Genomic DNA, 18,926 nt, shown 5'->3' on the forward strand with positions numbered 1-18,926 from the left:
CTAAAATCCTGCATAGCTCATGATAAGTACTATGATGCCATAGACAGAGCCGGACACCATCCCTTTTCCGGTGGCCAGATGGGAAGGCCCTCAGGCTTGGAAACCTTGCCGTTTTGACAGGGGCGGTCGGCCTGTCCTACCCGCGAGTCTTATGCCGCGTCTCCGGAAGAGGCATCGGAGTGAATTCATGACCCTCGATACCGAGGTGATGTCCTTACGGCAGGTGCCGTTGTTCCGCGAAGTGGAGCCGTCGCGCCTCAAGCTGCTCGCTTTCACCAGCGAGCGGGTACATTTCGAGGCGGGCCAAGTGTTCTTCGCTCGCGGAGAGGCGGCGGATGCGGCTTACCTCATCCTCGAAGGGGCCGCCGTCGTCTCGATCGACGGACCCTTCGGTCCGGTCCGTCTCGCCTTGCTCGGGCCGAACGCGCTCGTCGGGGAGATGGGCATTCTCGCCGATCAGCCGCGCTCGGCCACCGTGGCCGCCGAGACCGCGACCACCGCTCTCCGGATCGACCGCGACGTCTTCCTCGAATTGCTGGCGCAGTTTCCGCAGATCGGCATCGCCGTGATGCGCGATCTCGCCCTGCGTCTGGAGCAGACGAACCAGCGGCTCGCCGAGCGCACCGGAAACGCCTGAAGGCCGACCCTTCAGCGGTATTTCCAACCCCATTCACCGTAGATCGGATAGCCACGCCGGCGCGCCTCGTACTCGGCCCCCGGATCGTTACGGCGGTAGCCCTGGCGATAGGCATAGGGGCTCGGCTCGATATAGCCCGGATTCTGCAATTGCTGGCGCAGATCGCCGTCGCCCTCGCCGGACGACCCGGCGCCGCTGCCGATAGCCCAGGCGGGCACGGCCGACAGCAGCAAGGCGGCAATCGCGGCGGCCCTTCCGATCGTCCTGCGCTCCATGTCAGGTCTCCGTGACTGCGTGACGCTCAACCTCAACGGCCTGCGCCGGTCACGGGTTGCAGGGGGGATCGCCCGTTCGGGGCCGCCGATTCAGGCGGTCGGATAGGTGATGAATTCAAGGAGCGAACCGTCCGGATCCCGGAAGTAGACGCTGACGCCCGACCCGGCGGCGCCATTGCGCTCGACCGGGCCGAGTTCGACCGCCACGCCGTGGGCTTCGAGATGGGCAATCGCCTGCTCGATCGGGCCGGACCAGCGGAAGCAGAGGTCACTACCGCCCGGCATCACCGGCTCCCGAGCCTGCGGCGTACCGATCTGGCCCGGGCCATGAACGTTGAGCTGCACTCCGCCGAACCGGAACGCCACTCCTTTCCCGACCGGAATCACTTCGGCCCGCAGGACGTCCCGGTAGAAGGCCGTCGAGCGCTCCCAGTCGGAAACATGGATGACGCAGTGATCGAGGTGGATCGCCGGAGACAGGAGCGCCGCCTCCGCACCGGCATCCGCGAGGAGCTGGGTCTCGGTCTCGGGCATCCAGGCTCTCCATTTCCGGGGCTGCGACGGCTCAGATAACGCGCTCCGCAAGCCGGGCGAGGGATACGCCATCCGCTCGGCCCCTGAGAGGGCGGGAGGCGCCGTCGCGCAAGCGCCGCGCGGGCTCGCCGCCACGGCTTGGGCGGATGCGACGCGGCGACGTTCCTCGCTCGATGCGGCCTCGAAGTCACACCCGATCGGTGTCAGGGGGGGTAGTCATGGGCCAATGCGCAACTCGAACCCGCTCCCGCGAGCGACGACAGGAGCCTCCATGGCAGCCCGCAAGACCGCCAGCACGACGACCCGCCGCCTGATGCTCGCGGCACTCTGTCTCGTGCCCCTGGCGGCCTGCAAATCCTCGAAGCCCGGCCTGATGGCGGGGGCGGACGACGATGCGGCTTGGTATATCGGCACCATGCCCGACAAGCCCTTCGACGTGCCTCTCGTCGACAAGTCGCGCATCGACCCGAAATACCGCCGCCAGGAGGTCGCCTATACCGGCCCCGAGGCCCCCGGCACCATCGTGGTGGATATCGACAAGCGCCAGCTCGCCCTGGTGCAGGAGGGAGGCACCGCGATCCGGTACGGCGTCGGCGTCGGCAAGGCCGGCTTCTCGTGGAAGGGGGACGCCCGGATCGCCCGCAAGGGCGTGTGGCCGGATTGGAGCCCCACCACGACGATGGTCTCGCTTAACCCCGGCATCGAGCGCTCGCGCAAGGGCGGGATCGACAACCCACTCGGCGCCCGCGCCCTCTATCTCTACCAGGGCAACCGCGACACCCTGTTCCGCATCCACGGCACCAACGAGCCCTGGAGCATCGGCGAACAGATGTCGTCGGGCTGCGTGCGCATGCTCAACGAGGATATCGTCGATCTCTACGAGCGCGTACCGGTGGGTACGCGGGTGATCGTGAAGCGCAGCGGCGCCTATCGCGCGTGAACCCGCACCACGTCCCGGAACCTTTCACCCCCTTGGAGCGTCCCTGTCCCGCGACCAAGCTTGGCCGCGGGAACTCCGTCATACAAGCGCGCCGATGACCATCACCGTGTCGAACCTCCAGCCGATCATCGCAATCCTGGCTGGTGTCCTGATCCTGATCGCGCCACGGCTGCTCAACTACATCGTGGCGATCTATCTCATCGTGGTCGGATTGATCGGTCTGGGCCTCCTGCGCCATCTGTCTTGAGACGCTCGGAGCGCAGCCAAAGGTTGGGGAAGGCGGCAGGCGAGGCCGGGCGACGTGCGCGGGGCGCCCTGTGGACGTCGCCATGAACGGTACGATTCGCCCTTCGGCGAGTATCGACGGGACATATCCCTTCCCTTTCACAGGGCTCGCCCCAGCCTCTGACAGAGCAGCTACATCGTCACTCCTCGCGGTGGAGTGATGCGAAGCTTTCCTTGCACTGCGACATGAGATGCGCCACGCCCGCGGGGAACGGCGCTCAGGTCGCCATATCCGTCCAGCGGAGAGACTGATGACGAAATGGGTCTATTCCTTCGGTGACGGCAAGGCCGAGGGCGAGGCGTCGATGCGCAACCTCCTCGGCGGCAAGGGGGCGAACCTCGCCGAGATGTCGAACCTCGGCCTTCCGGTCCCCCCCGGCTTCACCATCACCACGGAAGTCTGCACCTACTACTACGAGCACGGCGAGACCTATCCGGCCGAGTTGAAGGACGCCGTGAACGCGGCGCTCGACACGGTCGGCAAACTCACCGGCCGCCGCTTCGGCGATGCGGAGAAGCCGCTGCTCGTCTCGGTCCGCTCCGGCGCCCGCGCTTCGATGCCGGGCATGATGGACACCGTGCTGAACCTCGGCCTCAACGACACCACGGTCGAGGCCCTGGCGAAGGATGCCGACGACGAGCGCTTCGCCTACGATTCCTACCGCCGCTTCATCACGATGTACTCGAACGTCGTGCTCGGCGTGGAGCACCACGCCTTCGAGGAGGCTCTGGAGCACTACAAGGAACAGAAGGGCCTCAACCTCGACACCGAGCTGAAGGCCGACGACTGGAAGCACCTGATCGGCGTCTACAAGAAGATCGTGCGCGACGAGCACGGCTCCGACTTCCCGCAGAAGCCGGAGGACCAGCTCTGGGGTGCCATCGGCGCGGTGTTCGATTCCTGGATGATCCCGCGGGCCAAGAAGTACCGTGAGCTGAACAACATCCCCGAGAGCTGGGGCACGGCCGTCAACGTTCAGGCCATGGTGTTCGGCAATATGGGCGACACCTCGGCCACCGGCGTCGCCTTCACCCGCAATCCCTCCACCGGTGAGAGCGCGCTCTACGGCGAGTTCCTGATCAACGCCCAGGGCGAGGACGTGGTGGCGGGCATCCGCACGCCGCAGGACATCACCGAGAAGGCCCGCATCGAGGCGAAGTCCGACAAGCCGTCGATGGAGAAGGCGATGCCGGAGAGCTTCGCCGAGCTGACGCGGATCTACGGGATCCTCGAAAAGCATTACCGCGACATGCAGGACATGGAGTTCACCATCGAGCGCGGGAAGCTCTGGATGCTCCAGACCCGCAACGGCAAGCGCACCGCCAAGGCGGCCCTGCGCATCGCCGTCGAGCTTGCGGGCGAGGGCCTGATCTCGAAGGAAGAGGCGATCAAGCGCATCGAGCCCGGCGCCCTCGACCAGCTCCTGCACCCGACCATCGACCCGAATGCCGAGCGCAAGGTCATCGCCACTGGCCTGCCGGCCTCGCCGGGCGCGGCCGTCGGCGAGATCGTGTTCAACTCCGAGGCGGCGGAAGCCGCCCGGAAGGCCGAGCGCCGCTGCATCCTCGTGCGCATCGAGACCTCGCCGGAGGACATCCACGGCATGCACGCCGCCGAGGGCATCCTCACGACGCGCGGCGGCATGACCAGCCACGCGGCGGTGGTTGCCCGCGGCATGGGCAAGCCCTGCGTCTCCGGCGTCGGCTCGATCCGGATCGACTACAAGGCGCAGACGCTGACCGTCGGCGGCGTGACCCTGAAGGCGGGCGACGTCATCACCATCGACGGCTCGACCGGTCAGGTGATCCAGGGCGAGGTCAAGATGCTCCAGCCGGAGCTGTCGGGCGACTTCGCCGCCCTGATGGAGTGGGCGGACGCGGTGCGGACCATGAAGGTGCGCACCAACGCCGACACCCCGGCGGATGCCCGCGCCGCCCGCAAGTTCGGCGCCGAGGGCATCGGCCTGTGCCGCACCGAGCACATGTTCTTCGACGGCGACCGGATCGTGGCGGTGCGCGAGATGATCCTCGCCGACGACACGGAAGGCCGCCGGGCGGCGCTCGCCAAGATCCTGCCCTATCAGCGCCAGGACTTCCTGGAGCTGTTCACGATCATGTCGGGCCTGCCTGTCACGATCCGGCTGCTCGACCCGCCGCTGCACGAATTCCTGCCGCACACGGACGAGGAGATCCGCGAGGTCATGGAGGCGACCGGGATCGCCGAGGACAAGATCCGCAACCGCATCCGCGAACTCTCCGAGCACAACCCGATGCTCGGCTTCCGCGGCTGCCGCCTCGCCATCGCCTTCCCCGAGATCGCCGAGATGCAGGCCCGCGCGATCTTCGAGGCGGCCGTGCAGGCGGCCAAGGACACCAACGCCCCGGTCACGCCGGAGGTGATGGTGCCGCTGGTGTTCACGCGGATGGAGTTCGACATCGTCAAGGCCCGGATCGACGCCATGGCCAAGGCCGTGTCGGAGGAGACCGGCGCGCAGATCGACTATCAGGTCGGCACGATGATCGAGCTGCCGCGGGCGGCACTGAAGGCCGGCGAGATCGCGGAGACGGCGGAGTTCTTCTCCTTCGGCACCAACGACCTGACCCAGACCGCGCTCGGCATCTCCCGCGACGATGCCGCGACCTTCCTCGGGCCCTACACCCAGAAGGGCATCCTGCCGGTCGATCCCTTCGTGTCGATCGATCAGGAAGGCGTGGGCGAATTGGTGAAGATCGGCGCCGAGCGCGGCCGCAAGACCCGCGAGAAACTCAAGCTCGGCATCTGCGGCGAGCATGGCGGCGACCCGGCCTCCATCGGCTTCTGCCAGGAGGTCGGCCTCGACTACGTGTCCTGCTCGCCCTTCCGGGTGCCAATCGCCCGCCTCGCCGCGGCGCAGGCGGCCCTGGGCAAGGACGCCTGAAAGCTCGAAAACCCTCTCGCGGGTATAGACCTGCGGGAGGGCTGCGAAGCGTCGCAATAAATTTGCGGATGTGGGGCTGAACCCGTGTCACGCGGGCACGTTACCTGCTAGCGGAGGACCGATACGCGGCGCGCGCCATCGGTCCTTCGCCCAGGGCAGCCGCGGGACGTCCAGCCATGTCGAATCCCGACTCCCCGACCGCCATCCTCGATCATCGCGCCGTCATTTCCGGCCATCGGGCGATGCAAGTCGCCTATTTCTGGATCCTCTCGGCGATGGCCGCGGCGGCCGGCATCGTCGGGTTGGTCTACCTCGAATCCAACCGCAACGAGCGCGAAGCGGGCCGGATGATCGTCGCCTCTCAGGGCAACGCCGCCTATGCGGCAATCCTGGTCAACGGCTTGGCGCAGCGGCACGGCCGCCCGACGCCTTAACCGTCCGGCAACCACGTTCGCGATTAAACTCCGTCTTATGAGGCACGGTCCCCTTGCGATCCGCTAGGCTTGGGGCTCCCGGCCGCTCGTGAGCATGGGGTGTCGGCGTTGCGTGCGAGACGCGTTCGAGGCTTAGGGCTCGGCCCCCGCTGGATCGTCTCGGCGGTCGTACCGTGGATGCTGGCCAGCGGCCTGCTGGTTTCCTTCACGGCAACGGCGGGAACGGACGCGACTCTGCGGCCCGAATTGCTGTCGCAGCGGGATGTCGCCACCACCGGAGCGCTCGTTTCGTCCACCGGTTGGAACCCGGACGTGATCGATGCCGGCTTCGTGGCGGTGCCGGGCTCGGCGCACGAGGTCGAGGCGGGGGAGGACGGGCTTCCGTCGCTGGCCGATTCGGACGGTGCCACGCCCGCGACGCCCCGCGCCGTCGCCCTCTCCTCGGTGACCCCGGCCCCGGCGGACGCGACCCCCGTCGAGGTCGCCGCCGCGAACCTCGTCTTGCCGGGCTTCTCCGCCCGCCTCGACCGGGCGCCCTCCGTGCTGGACCCGCAGATGTCCACGCCCGAGGCCAAGTCCCACTACGCCGACCTGATCAATCCGGAGGCGATGGACCGCGAGCAGCGCTGCCTCGCCGAGGCCGTCTATTTCGAGGCGCGCAGTGAGCCGGAAGAGGGCCAGGCGGCGGTCGCGCAGGTGGTGCTCAACCGCGTCAAGAGCGGTTTGTACCCCTCGTCCGTCTGCGGTGTCGTCTACCAGAACCGTCACCGCTTCATGGGCTGCCAGTTCTCCTTCGCCTGCGAGGGCAAGTCGCTGCGCATCACCGACGCGGAATCCTGGCGCAGCGCCACCCGCGTCGCCAGCGCGGTGATCGAGGGCCGCACCTATGTCAGCGAGGTCGGCGGTGCGACCCACTACCACGCCGATTACGTGCGCCCCGGCTGGTCGCGCCGGCTGAAGCGCAAGGACATGATCGGCCGGCACATCTTCTACCAACTGAAGCCGAACCAGACCTGATCCGGCCCCTCTCGCGTCATGGCATGGCGCGGCAAAGCAATCCAGGGCGCCGCTCTCTCCGGAAATGGCGCGCCGTTGGATCGCTTCGCCGATGCTTGCGATGACGAGGGCGGCGATACGGGCATCGCTTCCGGCTTCGATGCCCGCCGCGTCTCCCATGAAAGTCCCTCTGCACCGGCAGAAATAGAGGCGCACACCCGGGCTCGGGAGTTTTCTGAGCTGCACTAAGCAGGCGTTAAGCCGACTCGTCGAAATTTCGGCATCGGCTGCGAGGGACGTCGCAGACCGACCCGCAGCAGCGGGACCGAGACGACACGAGAGGCAGTTTGCGTATGCGTAGCGTTGCGGACAACGTCATTCCTTTCCGCCGGCCCGCCCCGACCCCGACCCTCACCCGCGATGGCGGCCGCAGCCGGTCCCGGGCGGACCAGCGCAGCCTGATGGATGCCGTCTATGCCACCGGGTCGATTCCCGTCGCGGCCGGCGATCGCGAGACCAAGCTGATCGCCTCGCGGCTTCAGGTCTATGGCTTCCTCACCATCGAGGAGATGGACGAGGACGGCACCCTGCGCCGCCTGCGCCCATCGGAGGCGATCCGCGCCCGCTCCGAGCGGCCGTGGCGCCTGTCCAAGGCGAGCTACGGCGCCGGCCTCTCGGTCACCATTCCGACGGTGGACGACTTCCTGTTCGAGCCGGCCGGCCTGCCGGCCTGAGCCCGGCCCGCGCGATCCGAAATATCGACCGAAGTCAGCATCTGCGTTGACCCGGTGCTCGGACGCTCCGTATGAGCTTGACCATGCGCGAGCGCCCGCACCGATCCGTGCCCGGCCGCGCGATCATCGGGGTGATCGCGCTCTACGCGCTCGTGCTCCAGGCTTTCCTGACGGTCGTGGCACCGACGATGCCGCGCTTCGAGGGCGGCGTGATCTGCGCGGAGCACGAGGCTCCGGCCCCCTCCGACAACGACCGGCACCTCGATTGCCACCATGCCTGCTGCACGCAGGTCCAGGCCGTGGCCCTGCCGGCTCCGGATGCCGACGGCTTCCTGCCGGCGATCTGGCCGCCACGAACCACCCCCCTTACCCGCCGCGAAGCGGGGACAGGCAATGCCCGCGCGCCGCCCGATCAGGGCATCAGCCCCCGAGGTCCGCCCGCAACGTGAGCCGATCCCCTCGATCCCTCACATGCGGACCTTGCCTCCATGTCATCCCCCGTCCCGGCCCGCGCCGCACGTCGCGCCGCCGCTTGGCTCGTCGCCGTTCCTCCTCTCGTCCTGTCCGTGCCCGATCCAGCCCGGTCCGCCAGCGAGAGCGTGACCCTGGAAGAACTCGCCGTGACCGGCGCGGCCAACGGCCGAAACCAGTCCCCGGCGACCTCCGGCACGCCGGGCTTCGGCGTCGCCGCACCGCCCGGCTCGGCACCGCTGGTGATCGAGCACCCGAGGGGTGAGGTCGCCACGGCGGTCGGGCGCGAGGGCACCATCGCCAACCGCCCCGCCACCAGCATCGGCACGGTGCTGCTCGACAGTCCCGGCGTGACGCTCCGCCAGGGCAATGGTGGGCGCGACGTCGTGATCTCGATTCGCGGCAACAACGCCCGCGCCACCGGCGTGACCCGCAACATGGTGGTGCTGGAGGACGGCTTCTCCGTCACCCAGCCCGACGGCGCCTCGCGCTTCGATCTGGTCGATCCGCGCGCCTATTCCCGCATCGACGTGTTCCGGGGGCCGCAATCGGCCCTGTTCGGCAACTACGCCACGGGCGGCGCGCTGGCCTTCCGCACGCGCACCGGCCGGGAGATCGACGGCTACGAGATCGGGGTCGATGCCGGCAGCTTCGGCTATCTCAGCCACTACTACAGCGTGGGCGGCGCGAGCGGTCCGTTCGAGCTGAGCCTGTTCGCCAGCGACGTGCGCGCCAACGGCTATCAGGACCATTCCTCCTACGACACGCAGACCGTCAACCTGCTGGCGAGCTACACGCCGACGCCGGACAATCGCTTCACGCTCAAAGTGATCCACAATCAGGTCACCGCGAACATCCCCGCCCGCGCGTCACTCGATCAGTTCCGCATCAACCCGTACCAGCGCGGCTGCGCTGCGGCGGCGACGGCAGCGCCTGGTTGCACCACCTTCAATCTGTTGGTGAACGGCGCCTTCGGCACGCGGGTGCCGGTGACGGCGACGGAGGGCGATTTCCGCCGCAACGATCTGCGCACCATCATCGGAGGGCGTTGGGAGCATGACATCGACGCGCAGACGACATGGCGCGTGCAGGTGGGCTTCGACGAGCGCAACTACAATCAGCCGTTCTACAACACCTCGGGCCGGGGCAGCCTGCCGTCCTATAACGTCCAGACCGACCTGACCCGGCGTGGAGAACTGTTCGGCCTGCCGGCGGTCGGCTACGCCGCCCTCGCCTACAACGTGGTCGACATCACCGCCTCGGTCTTCAACCGCGCGCCCTATGGCGGCGCCCGGCTCGGCGCGCTCAGCGGGCTGCAGGACGCCCTGCAATCCAACCTCGGCGGGCGGGCACGGCTCGAACTCGAACTCGCGCCGCAATGGACCGCGGTGGCCGGTCTCAGTGCCGAGGAAACCGGCATCGTCGGGCGCAACCGCACCTTTGACACGAACGCCGCCGGCACGACCTCGACGCTGGCGCGGGCCGACCGCAGCTTCTTCAACGTCGCGCCCGAACTCGCCCTCATCTACCGGCCGGATCCGGACTGGGCCCTGCGCGGCCGCGTCGCCACCGGCTACTCGACGCCGTCCTTCTCCAGCATGTTCGTGACCCCGGCCGGCCTTCCCGGCAATAACGGCGACCTGAAGACCCAGGAGAATCTGGGATTCGATCTCGGCGCAGACGTCATCCCGTTCGAGGGCCTGAAGCTCAGCGTCACCGGCTTCTACGAGTTCTTCCGCAACGAGCTCGTCACGCAATCGCCGGGGGCGGGCCTGCTCAACTACACCTTCAACGCGCCGGCCTCGGAGCATCGCGGCATCGAAGTCGGGGCCAATTGGATGTTCGCGCCGGGCTGGCAGGGGGTGCTTGCCTATACCTTCGACGATCAGGTCTACACCGATTACGTCGAGCAGATCAGTGCCGGCAGCCTCACCGCACGCTTCGACCGGGCCGGCAACCGTATCCCCGGCGTGCCCACTCACCAAGTGCTGGCGCGCGTGGGCTACGACGTGCCGGCAGGTCCGCTCGCCGGCCTCGGCGGCTTCGCCGAGGTGGTGGCGCAGGACGGCTACTATGTCGACAACGCCAACTTCCTGAAGGTGCCGGGCTTCGCGATCCTTAATCTGAACGTCCACTATTCGGCCCTGCTGCCGAACGGCTACGCCAAGCGCATCGACCTCTACGGTGAGGTCCGCAACGTGCTCGACACGGCCTATGTCAGCTCGGCCAATCCGCTGGCGAACACGCTCAATACCGCGACCGGTGCACAGAACGGCCGCGCCGTGCTGGCGAACACGACAGGCTCGATCTTCGCCGGCCCGCCGCGCACCTTCGTGGCGGGGATGAAGCTGTCGTTCTGAGCGGTCAGGCTTGTTCGTCGCCGTCCTCGTCGCCTGCCACCGGCTCCACGGCCTCGCCGCGCAGGAAGCGGGCCTGGAGCTCGGCGACGCGGCGCGCGGATTGCGCGTGTTTGGGGGAGACGGTCGCCGGCAGCGTCTCCGTCTCCCCCCGTTTGATCGCGAGGAGATCGGGATCGCCCCAGCGTTCCAGCAGAGTCTGGAAGGCGGCGTGCCGAGCGGGATCGAAGGCGATGCGGCGCCCCATCCCATCCTTGTACGGATGCGGCGGGTGCATCCCGGCGCAGGGCACGAAGCCATCCGGAATCGGTGTCGTCGCCGCATGGGTGCGCCCCGCCCGCAGGAGCTTGGGCAGGACATGGGTGTGCGGTCCCTCCGGGCTCATCTCGCCGGGTCCGGGGATCGGAGCATAGACCTCGATCCGGCCGATGCGGGCACAGAACACCCGGTGGGGGCTCATCGCGACGAGGCGCGGCCCGATCGGGTTGTCCATGGCGAAGAGCGGCTTGCCGGCGCCGGCCCGAAGGCAGGCGACGGCCTCGGGATCGGCGGTCCGCACACAGGCATCGACGGCGCGCAGGCCGAGGCCGAGATCGAACAGAACCGCCTCCCGATCCTCCTCCCGCGCCGCCTCGCGGTCGGGGCCGAGTTCGGTCACGACCATGCGCTGCGCCATGGCACAGGCCCCCTCGGGCAGGCACAGAGCCACGGCGTGGTTGTAGCCGCCGGAGAAGCCGGTCTCATAGGCCACGGGCCGCAGATCCGGCCCCGGCGCCAGGGCGATGGCACCGCGCGCGGTGGCGAGGCCCATCCGCGTGTCGGGCAGCGCGCGCACGGGCTCGTCGTCGTCGCGCATGAACTCGGCGATGGCGCCGAAACTGCCGAGGCTCCAGGCGGTGCCGGCATCGGCAAGCGCGCCGCGCAGCAACGTCTCGACCTCAGAAGGGGCGGGGGCTCGTCCGGTAGAGGCTGGCTGCATCTGTCTCGTCCTCAGTGGTGGCGCGGTCCCAGGGCAGGAGATAGGCGGTTCCGTCCGCCGCCCGGCCGCGGCACACGCTCACGCCGAAGGTCGCGGCGAGCCGCGCATCGGTGAGCGCCCGGTCCGGCGGGCCGTCGGCAACGATCCGCCCGGCTTCCATCACGACGATCCGGTCGCAGAAGCGGGCGGCGAGGGTGAGATCGTGCAGCACGGCGACGATTCCGGTCCCCTTGCGGGCCGTCGCCCGCAGCAGGGTCATGGCATCGAGCTGGTGGGCCGGGTCGAGGGCGGTGATGGGCTCGTCGGCGAGCAGCCACTCGGCCTCGACCGCCAGGGCACGGGCGAGCAGGACCCGCATCCGCTCACCGGAGGACAGGGTCGGCTCGCCGCGCTCGGCCAGGGCGGTCACCCCGGTCGCCGCCATGGCGCGGGCGATGGCCGCCGCGTCAGCCGGCGAGAGACCGGAGAAGGCGCGGCGATGGGGCAGGCGGCCCAGGGCCACGATCTCGCGCACGCGCAGCGGCCAGCCGACGCCCGCGCCCTGGAACAGGGCCGCGATCCGGCGGGCGCGGGCCTCGCGCGGCAGGCGGGCGAGGGGTACGCCATCGAGAGCGACCTCGCCCCGTCTCGGCGGGAGGAGGCCGGCCAGCACCCGCAGCAGCGTGGTCTTGCCGGCCCCATTGGGTCCGACGAGGCCGACCAGCCGGCCCCGTTCGAGGCCGAGGCTCACATCCGAGAGGAGGGCGCGGCCGTCGCGGTCGAGCCCGATGCCGGCGGCGGACAGGATCATGCCCGCCCCCGGTTGCGCAGGAGCAGCACGATCAGGAACGGCGCGCCAACGAGGGCGGTCACCACGCCGAGCTTCAATTCGGGCCGTGTCGCGAGCAGCCGCACGCCGAGATCGGCCGCCAGCACCAGCACCGCCCCGGCAAAGCCGCTCGGCAGAAGGCTCGCTCCCGGCCGGGCCCCGACGAGGGGCCGCACCAGATGCGGCACCACCAACCCGACGAAGCCGATGGCCCCGCTCACGGCGACGCCGCTGCCGACGGCGAGCGCCGCCCCGGCGATGAGGCGCATCCGCACGGAGACGAGGTTGAAGCCGAGGCTGGCGGCGGTGTCCTCGCCGAGCGCCAGGGCATCGAGGGCGGCGGAGGTGGAGAGCATCAGGGCCCAGCCGAGCGCCATCAGCGGCAGGCAGAGCAGGACATGGTCCATGCTGCGGTCGGCGAGGGACCCCATCAGCCAGAACACGATCTCGAGGGCGGCATAGGGGTTCGGCGACAGGTTGAGAGCCAACGCCGTCAGCGCGCCCGCGAGGCTCGACAGTCCGACGCCGGCCAGGATCAGGCCGAGGGTTCCGCTGCCGCGCGCCGCGAGCCCGATCAGGAGCAACGCCGCCAGGGCGGCTCCGGCGATGCCGCCGAGCGGCAAAGCGAGGCTGAGCGAAGCGGCGAACCCGCCGTAGAACACGATCACCGCGCCCAGCGCCGCCGCCGACGAGATGCCGAGGATGCCGGGATCGGCCAGCGGGTTGCGCAGAAAGCCCTGCATCGCCGCTCCCGTCAGCCCGAGGCTGAAGCCGACGAGGCCGCCGAGCAGGGCACGGGGAATCCGCAGTTCCGACAGCACCAGGGCCGGCAGAGACTCGCGGCCGGCGACGAGATCGCCCGCCGCCGCGATCACGTCGAAGGAGGCGTAGCCGGCCGCCACCGAGGCGAGGGTGAGAACGAGGCTCGCGAGACCGAGGGCGAGGGTCGCCCGTCCGAGTGCTGGCAGCCGGAGGCGCCGTGCCGAAGCCCGGTCGCGGGGGAGGGGGGCGTTCACGGCCGGCCCTCCATCCGTCGCGCGGCCTCGGCGAGGCGGGCGACGACCTCCGCCACCTGCGGTCCGGGGCAGGTCCAGAGCCGGTTCGGAATCGATACGATGCGTCCCTGACGGCGGAAGGCGGCGAGCACCGGATGTTGCAAGAGGCTGTCAGCCAAGGAGGGCCGGCCGGGCTCGTCCTCGTCGAGGACGATGAGGTCGGCCCCCGCGAAGGCGGCGGCTTCCAAGGGCACCTGCCCGAACCGGTCGCGGCCGATCTCGGCGGAGATGTTGACGAGCCCGGCGGCCCGGATCAGCGCATCGCCGAGGCTGCCGGGTGCCACGGTGAAGGCATTGGGCCGCATCACCAGGGCACGCAGGGGTTTCTCCGAAGGCTGGATACGGCCGAGCCGCGCATCGAGGGCGGCGACCATCGCCTCGCCCCGCTCCCCCTGTCCCAGGGCTGCCGCCACCTGGCGGATCTGCGCGCGCACGCCGTCGAGATCCGCCGGAACACCGAGTTCGAGCAGCGGAAACCCGGTGCGCTTGAGCAGATCCACCGTCACGCGGGTGGTGAAGGCCCCCGCGATGACGAGGCCGGGCCGGAGCGCCACGATCTCTTCCGAGAGGCCGCGGGTGACGGGCAGGCCGGCGGCCTCGGCCGCCACCGTGGAACCGCGCGGGTCACGGGCGAAATAGGTGACCGCCGCCACCTGAGTGCGATCAGCCAGCCGCAGCACCAGTTCGTCCGAGCACAGGTTCATCGAGACGACGCGCTCCGGCCCGGCGCCGGCGGCACGGGCCGGAGCCGGCAGGCAAACCGTCAGGACGGTCAGGGCGAGAGCGCGGCGCAGCATGGTTTTCATACCAAATCCGGTTGCCCCCTTCGGGATGGCGGATTGGGGCTCCGCTCAGACGCCGCGCGGGCTCCCTGATCCTGCCTCCGGTCTCATCAACCGGAGACAGGATCAGAACGAGGTCAGGCGCACGCCGCCATAGACGGCAAGCCCCGGCCCGAGGAAGCCGGTGGGATTCTGGTAGCGCTCGTCGAACAGGTTATCGATGCGGGCAAACAGCGTCGTCGTCTCGTTCCAGGCATAGTTGGCCGAGAGATTGACGATGAGGAAGCCGGGATTCTTCAAGCGAGAGACGGAGAAATCCCGGTTGCCATCGACGAAGCTGCCGACCGAAATCAGCGTTCCGGTCAGGCTGAGGTCCGGCAGCGGGTTCCAGATCCCGGTGAGACTCACCTTGTGGCGCGGCCGGCGCAGCAATTCCTGGCCGGCGACCTCATCCTTGGTGACTGTGTTGGTGTAGTCGACGCGAGCGCTGAAGCCGTCGGTGAAGCGCACCGAGACGAAGCTCTCCGCACCATAGGCCACCGCCCGCCCGACATTCACGTTGGTCGCGTAAGTCGGGAAATAGGCGGTCTGGATCAGGTTGCGGAAATCGGTGTCGAAATAGGTCGCGCCGACGAGCACGCGCTCGCCCAGGGGCTGCTCGAAGCCGGCATCGAAGCCGAAGCTCTCCTCGGGGCGCAGGTTCGGATTTCCGAAGAAGCGGAAGCCTGGATAATCCTGATAGAGCTGGCTCAGGGTCGGTGGCTTGAAGCCGGTGCCGACGCTGCCCTTCAGTCGGGTCTCCGTGCCGGGCAGGATGGTGCTCGGTGCGACGCGGAAGGTGGTGGCGCCGCCGAACTGGTCGTTCGCGTCGTAGCGGAGATTGGCGACGAGGAAGACCCGCTCCGAGAAGGCAGAGTGGATCTCGGCAAAGCCCGCGCTGTTGCCGTTGCCGCGATTCAGGTTCGTCGCCTCGATGCGCTCGTCCTCCCGTTGGGCGCCGAACAACAGGAGATGGCCGGGCGCGAGATCCATCTCGCCGCGATAATCGAAGCGTGTGCGCTCACCGAACGTGGTCGTCGGCGTCGGGGCCGTAAGCGGGTCGAGGGGACCGGCGAAGACCCTGTCGAAGGTGGCGTAATTGGCGCCGAACACGTTGCGGAAACCGGCGATCGGCGCCCACTCCGCCTCGCCGCGCATCAGAAGCTGCCGCTGGTCGTTGAGGTTGCGGTAGGGCGTGGGCAGATAGGGGAAACCGGCATCGGCCTGATCGAGATAGGCACTGTCGGAGAAGCGCAGAACGTAGTTCAGCCGGAAACTGTCGCTGAGCTGCGCCCCGAGCTTGGTCGAAACGGTCTTGATGTCGGTGAAAGCCGTCCGCAGCGGCACCCCGGCCGGCAGGAGTTCGAGCGGCGTCACCGGCAGCGCTGCCTGCCGGACATGCTGGACGCTGACCGAATAGTCGAAAATCCCCTCCGAGCCGGCGATGCGGCCGCCCTGGTTGACGCTGCCGAAGGAGCCGCCCTCGACGAAGGCGGTGGCCTTGGCCGGGCCCTCGCCCCGCCGCGTCACGAACGAGATGACGCCGCCGATGGCATCGGCGCCGTAGAGGCCGCTCTGCGGGCCCCGCAGTACCTCGATGCGGGAGAGATCCTCGGTCAGGAGCTGGCTGAAATCGAACGACCGGTTCGGGGTCGAGGGATCGTTGACGTCGATGCCGTCGATCTGGACCTTCACATGGTTCGAGTTCGCGCCGCGGATGAAGACCGAGGTCTGGCCGCCGGCCCCGCCGGTCTGCACCACGGTGAGGCCGGGCACCTGCTGCAAGGCCTCCGGCACGGTGCGGCGCTGCTGCGCTTGAAGCCTGTCGGCGGTGAGGACGGTGACGCTGGAGCCGGTCTCGGCCACCGGAATCGGAACGCCCGTGGCCGAGACGGAGATCTCCGACAGCACGGTCGCGGCGGCCGGCGGCGCATCGGCGAAGGGCGCCGCCACCTCCTGGGCCGAGACGGCACACGGCATGACGAGGGCGGACCCGGCACAGGCCAAGGTGAAGCGGAAAGGAGGGGACACGGCGGGGAAGCCTCGGGCAACGGCAGTGGCACGTCACCGCGAACGAGGCCTCGGACACCCGCCGCCATCGGAGGCAGGGCGCTTCGACACCCGTCAGGACACCCCGCCCGACGCGTTTCGCGTGTGACCACGGCTGACGGCAGGTCTCCTGGCTCGCGGGTCGTCGCCGTCTCACCGTCTTCCCGGATGAGGCTCATCCAGTGACATCGGTGGTGAAAAGGCTCGCCGCTTACAGTTGCGGGGGCAGCCGCGGCATCGGACCCGAAAGTCCTCACCGCGTTCCCTTTTGATCCCCGAAGGGAACCGTCACTTCCAGGATGTGCGGGAGATTCGGCGTTGCGTCAACGCTGCAGCAGACGCCCCTGACGCGCCCCTGGCCCGACGACCCTTGTTCAACACATGAGATAGGAATAACTTGAAATAATGACCGATATCATATTTATTATTTTAAATATTGAAAATATAAAATTAAAACCAGCACGGATAAGGATCGCACCCAAGCCACGAAGAAACGATGTAAATTTATAAATTGAAACAATCTGCAAATTTGACACAACGATATGAGATATCGCGCTCGGGAAACTCCAAGCGCGATACATTACTTTTTCAATCACCCGTGTATTTCGGCACCTGATTTCGCTGTCAAACCAAGACCTACGAGCATGGCAGAATGGACGGCGAGGGCGCGCGAATCACCTCCGTTGAGGCGACGCACGGTTTCACCCAGAGACACCAAATCGACGTTTTTCAGCGTGGGAACCAAATCATCTGGATCGAAATTTTCTGGTGGATTTGAAAATATCTTTACTAGAGCTCCAAATATAGACGATCCGTAACTGAGAGCGCGGCCCTCGTAGGCCTCGGCGATGCTCGTGAGAGCAGCAGATACGATCGCCGAACCGTGTCGCCGCAAAGCTGCTGCGATCGAAGATGTAAAAGCGATTTCTCCCGCCTTCCACGTGTTCGACGATGTACTGCGGGATACTCTCAAGCCCGCCTCAGTCACCAAACGCTGAATCTCGACTGCGTCCTCATCTGCCGCAGCCAAAGCCGCATGAAAATCATCCAAGCGGTTCATCGGTTTACGCGCTCTGTTCGCAACGATAAACATGCGCGCTTCATCCTCTGGACTATCATAATTGAAGAGGCAACATGGCAATTGTAATACATCACCTCTTCGGCGTGCCGCTGCCCAGCGATGTTGTCCATCTATGATGATTTTCGATCCATCAAGACGCCGCGAAACGACGAGCGGAGCACAGAGGCGCCAATCGAAATTGGCAGCAATGCTCGCGATCAAGCGGCGAGAGCCCTCATTGTCGATCGACCTCTGATAGGACTGATCGACAGCCAGTTCTGTCGTATGCACCCATTCGATGCTTGGCATTTTTCCGGTGGGCTCCCGGTATTGAGTTTTGCGCTCGCCGACACGCCCTCTTCGCTGTCCGACTTTGCTCTTTGTTCCGAATTGAGCATCCTTGCCTGGGCCGATAGCAGTGATCGGCAGTGCCGCCTCCGCCTCAAATCCTTCGATGAGGTGCGAGACTTCTTCCGGGTGGCGAGACCAGAGCTGGCCTTTATGCTTGATCACAATGTCACCCCGATGCACTCGTGCCGTACCAAACGGTGTAATGATGAGAAACGTACCATTGACTGCCATGTCGCCGGACATTTGTATTCGCACCCATTCCGGAATCGGTGTGCCGTCGTTCGTCCAACTGCTTGTATTCCTGGTATGATAGGAATTCTGTTCGAGCATCATGCTAATCCTCCGGACGGCTCGCGTGCGCCTTGCAAGCGAGATGTCTGGATTTGCCTGTCGAATTTTAAATTGTTGTAGCCTACGGACGGTTTCGTTTATTATAATACCGGATAATAAGTGGTAGTTTAGCCAGAAAGTACTAGGTTTTTTGAGCGAACCTCGTTATATGATCATCTAGCTGGTCAGGATCGAAGCATAGACGCCATTCCTCTGGCGGAGGCCAAGACCCATCTGAGTGAATTGATTGATCGGGTCGAAGCAGGCGATTCGATTGATATCACTTGCCGTGGCAAAGCGGTGCCGTGGCCAGACCCCGCAAGCCGATCGATGGCGCGCTGCTTCAGTCGCTCACGGCAACAATGCCACCCCAGTCGCAGAGCGCCGCCGAACTGCTTCGATCGATGCGGGACGGCGATCGCTACTGATGCTCTACCTCGATACGTCTCTGATCGTGGCAGCACTCGCCCGCGAAGCCATGACACCGTGCATTCAGGCTTGGCTGTCGGAGCAAGATCCGGAACAGCTCCTGATCAGCGACGGGACCATCACCGAGATGTCCTCTGCCGTGGCGATCAAGCTGCGGACCGGACAGATCGATCTCGATCAGCGTGCCGCAATCCCCTCGCCCTGTTCAACAAGCTCATCGCCGAGAGCCTCATGGTGGTCGGCGTCACGGGTGGACAATTTCGGGCGGCAGCGAGATTTACCGATCAACATGCGCTTGGGCTTCGAGCCGGCGACGCCCTCCAGCTCGCGATCGCCTCGGAGCAAGGCGCGACGCTGGTCACGCTTGACCGCAGGCTTGCCGAGGCGGGGCCGATGCTCGGTGTCCCGGCGCAGTTGCCGACCTGATCCTGTTTCCGGTCGATCGCCTCGGGATTTGCCACAC

17 protein-coding genes, 2 pseudogenes and 1 riboswitch are annotated in these 18,926 nt (G+C 67.1%); of the genes and pseudogenes, 11 read left to right on the forward strand and 8 right to left on the reverse strand.

Annotated features, from left to right (window positions below; all coding sequences use genetic code 11):
• Positions 1–187: 187 nt before the first annotated feature.
• Entirely contained in the window at positions 188–637 is a 450-nt protein-coding gene (locus tag MZTS_RS16380; protein WP_192284664.1) for a Crp/Fnr family transcriptional regulator, read from the forward strand.
• Between the two features lie 11 nt (positions 638–648).
• Here the strand turns inward: MZTS_RS16380 and MZTS_RS16385 are convergent, their stop codons facing one another.
• Positions 649–912, reverse strand: coding sequence for a hypothetical protein (locus MZTS_RS16385; protein ID WP_192284665.1), 264 nt, complete (start codon positions 910–912; stop codon positions 649–651).
• A gap of 90 nt (positions 913–1,002) precedes the next feature.
• Positions 1,003–1,446: a VOC family protein gene (locus MZTS_RS16390; protein ID WP_192284666.1), complete on the reverse strand. Its 444-nt coding sequence runs from the start codon at positions 1,444–1,446 to the stop codon at positions 1,003–1,005.
• Between the two features lie 271 nt (positions 1,447–1,717).
• On the opposite strand from MZTS_RS16390, the gene MZTS_RS16395 reads away from it, so the two are divergent.
• The 8 genes from MZTS_RS16395 (at position 1,718) to MZTS_RS16430 (ending at position 10,584) form a co-directional block, all read left to right on the forward strand.
• Complete coding sequence (locus MZTS_RS16395; RefSeq protein WP_192284667.1) at positions 1,718–2,386, forward strand: L,D-transpeptidase; 669 nt, start codon at positions 1,718–1,720, stop codon at positions 2,384–2,386.
• A gap of 94 nt (positions 2,387–2,480) precedes the next feature.
• Positions 2,481–2,633, forward strand: coding sequence for a DUF3096 domain-containing protein (locus tag MZTS_RS16400; RefSeq protein ID WP_192284668.1), 153 nt, complete (start codon positions 2,481–2,483; stop codon positions 2,631–2,633).
• A 289-nt stretch (positions 2,634–2,922) separates the two neighbouring features.
• Positions 2,923–5,589 carry a pyruvate, phosphate dikinase gene (gene ppdK / locus MZTS_RS16405; RefSeq protein ID WP_192284669.1) on the forward strand — a complete coding sequence of 889 codons (2,667 nt, stop codon included), beginning with the start codon at positions 2,923–2,925 and terminating at the stop codon, positions 5,587–5,589.
• Positions 5,590–5,765: 176 nt separating this feature from the next.
• Positions 5,766–6,023, forward strand: coding sequence for a hypothetical protein (locus MZTS_RS16410; RefSeq protein ID WP_192284670.1), 258 nt, complete (start codon positions 5,766–5,768; stop codon positions 6,021–6,023).
• Between the two features lie 108 nt (positions 6,024–6,131).
• Complete coding sequence (locus MZTS_RS16415; RefSeq protein WP_192284671.1) at positions 6,132–7,040, forward strand: cell wall hydrolase; 909 nt, start codon at positions 6,132–6,134, stop codon at positions 7,038–7,040.
• Positions 7,041–7,372: 332 nt separating this feature from the next.
• Positions 7,373–7,753, forward strand: coding sequence for a hypothetical protein (locus MZTS_RS16420; protein WP_192284672.1), 381 nt, complete (start codon positions 7,373–7,375; stop codon positions 7,751–7,753).
• 83 nt (positions 7,754–7,836) lie between these two features.
• Complete coding sequence (locus MZTS_RS16425; RefSeq protein WP_192284673.1) at positions 7,837–8,202, forward strand: hypothetical protein; 366 nt, start codon at positions 7,837–7,839, stop codon at positions 8,200–8,202.
• A gap of 39 nt (positions 8,203–8,241) precedes the next feature.
• Positions 8,242–10,584: a TonB-dependent receptor family protein gene (locus MZTS_RS16430; RefSeq protein ID WP_192284674.1), complete on the forward strand. Its 2,343-nt coding sequence runs from the start codon at positions 8,242–8,244 to the stop codon at positions 10,582–10,584.
• Positions 10,585–10,588: 4 nt separating this feature from the next.
• Here the strand turns inward: MZTS_RS16430 and MZTS_RS16435 are convergent, their stop codons facing one another.
• The 6 genes from MZTS_RS16435 to MZTS_RS16460 form a co-directional block, all read right to left on the reverse strand.
• Entirely contained in the window at positions 10,589–11,560 is a 972-nt protein-coding gene (locus tag MZTS_RS16435; RefSeq protein WP_192284675.1) for a DUF6925 family protein, read from the reverse strand.
• Positions 11,520–12,350 carry an ABC transporter ATP-binding protein gene (locus MZTS_RS16440; RefSeq protein ID WP_192284676.1) on the reverse strand — a complete coding sequence of 277 codons (831 nt, stop codon included), beginning with the start codon at positions 12,348–12,350 and terminating at the stop codon, positions 11,520–11,522. The genes MZTS_RS16435 and MZTS_RS16440 overlap by 41 nt, the downstream gene beginning before the upstream one ends.
• Positions 12,347–13,384 (reverse strand): FecCD family ABC transporter permease, encoded by a 1,038-nt coding sequence (locus MZTS_RS16445; RefSeq protein WP_009865977.1) that lies wholly within the window; start codon positions 13,382–13,384, stop codon positions 12,347–12,349. The genes MZTS_RS16440 and MZTS_RS16445 overlap by 4 nt, the downstream gene beginning before the upstream one ends.
• Positions 13,381–14,220: an ABC transporter substrate-binding protein gene (locus tag MZTS_RS16450; RefSeq protein WP_192284677.1), complete on the reverse strand. Its 840-nt coding sequence runs from the start codon at positions 14,218–14,220 to the stop codon at positions 13,381–13,383. The genes MZTS_RS16445 and MZTS_RS16450 overlap by 4 nt, the downstream gene beginning before the upstream one ends.
• A gap of 111 nt (positions 14,221–14,331) precedes the next feature.
• On the reverse strand, positions 14,332–16,224 hold the full coding sequence (locus MZTS_RS16455) for a TonB-dependent receptor plug domain-containing protein (RefSeq protein WP_192284693.1): 1,893 nt from the start codon (positions 16,222–16,224) through the stop codon (positions 14,332–14,334).
• 172 nt (positions 16,225–16,396) lie between these two features.
• A riboswitch (cobalamin riboswitch) is annotated at positions 16,397–16,598 on the reverse strand.
• 287 nt (positions 16,599–16,885) lie between these two features.
• On the reverse strand, positions 16,886–18,037 hold the full coding sequence (locus tag MZTS_RS16460) for a DUF6551 family protein (RefSeq protein WP_192284678.1): 1,152 nt from the start codon (positions 18,035–18,037) through the stop codon (positions 16,886–16,888).
• A 195-nt stretch (positions 18,038–18,232) separates the two neighbouring features.
• On the opposite strand from MZTS_RS16460, the pseudogene MZTS_RS16465 reads away from it, so the two are divergent.
• A pseudogene (locus tag MZTS_RS16465) lies at positions 18,233–18,462 on the forward strand (type II toxin-antitoxin system Phd/YefM family antitoxin).
• Positions 18,462–18,889: pseudogene (locus MZTS_RS16470) on the forward strand (type II toxin-antitoxin system VapC family toxin). Before MZTS_RS16465 ends, MZTS_RS16470 begins: the two co-directional pseudogenes overlap by 1 nt.
• Positions 18,890–18,926 lie beyond the last annotated feature (37 nt).

This window comes from Methylorubrum zatmanii (genome assembly GCF_014845115.1).
Lineage (GTDB): Bacteria > Pseudomonadota > Alphaproteobacteria > Rhizobiales > Beijerinckiaceae > Methylobacterium > Methylobacterium zatmanii.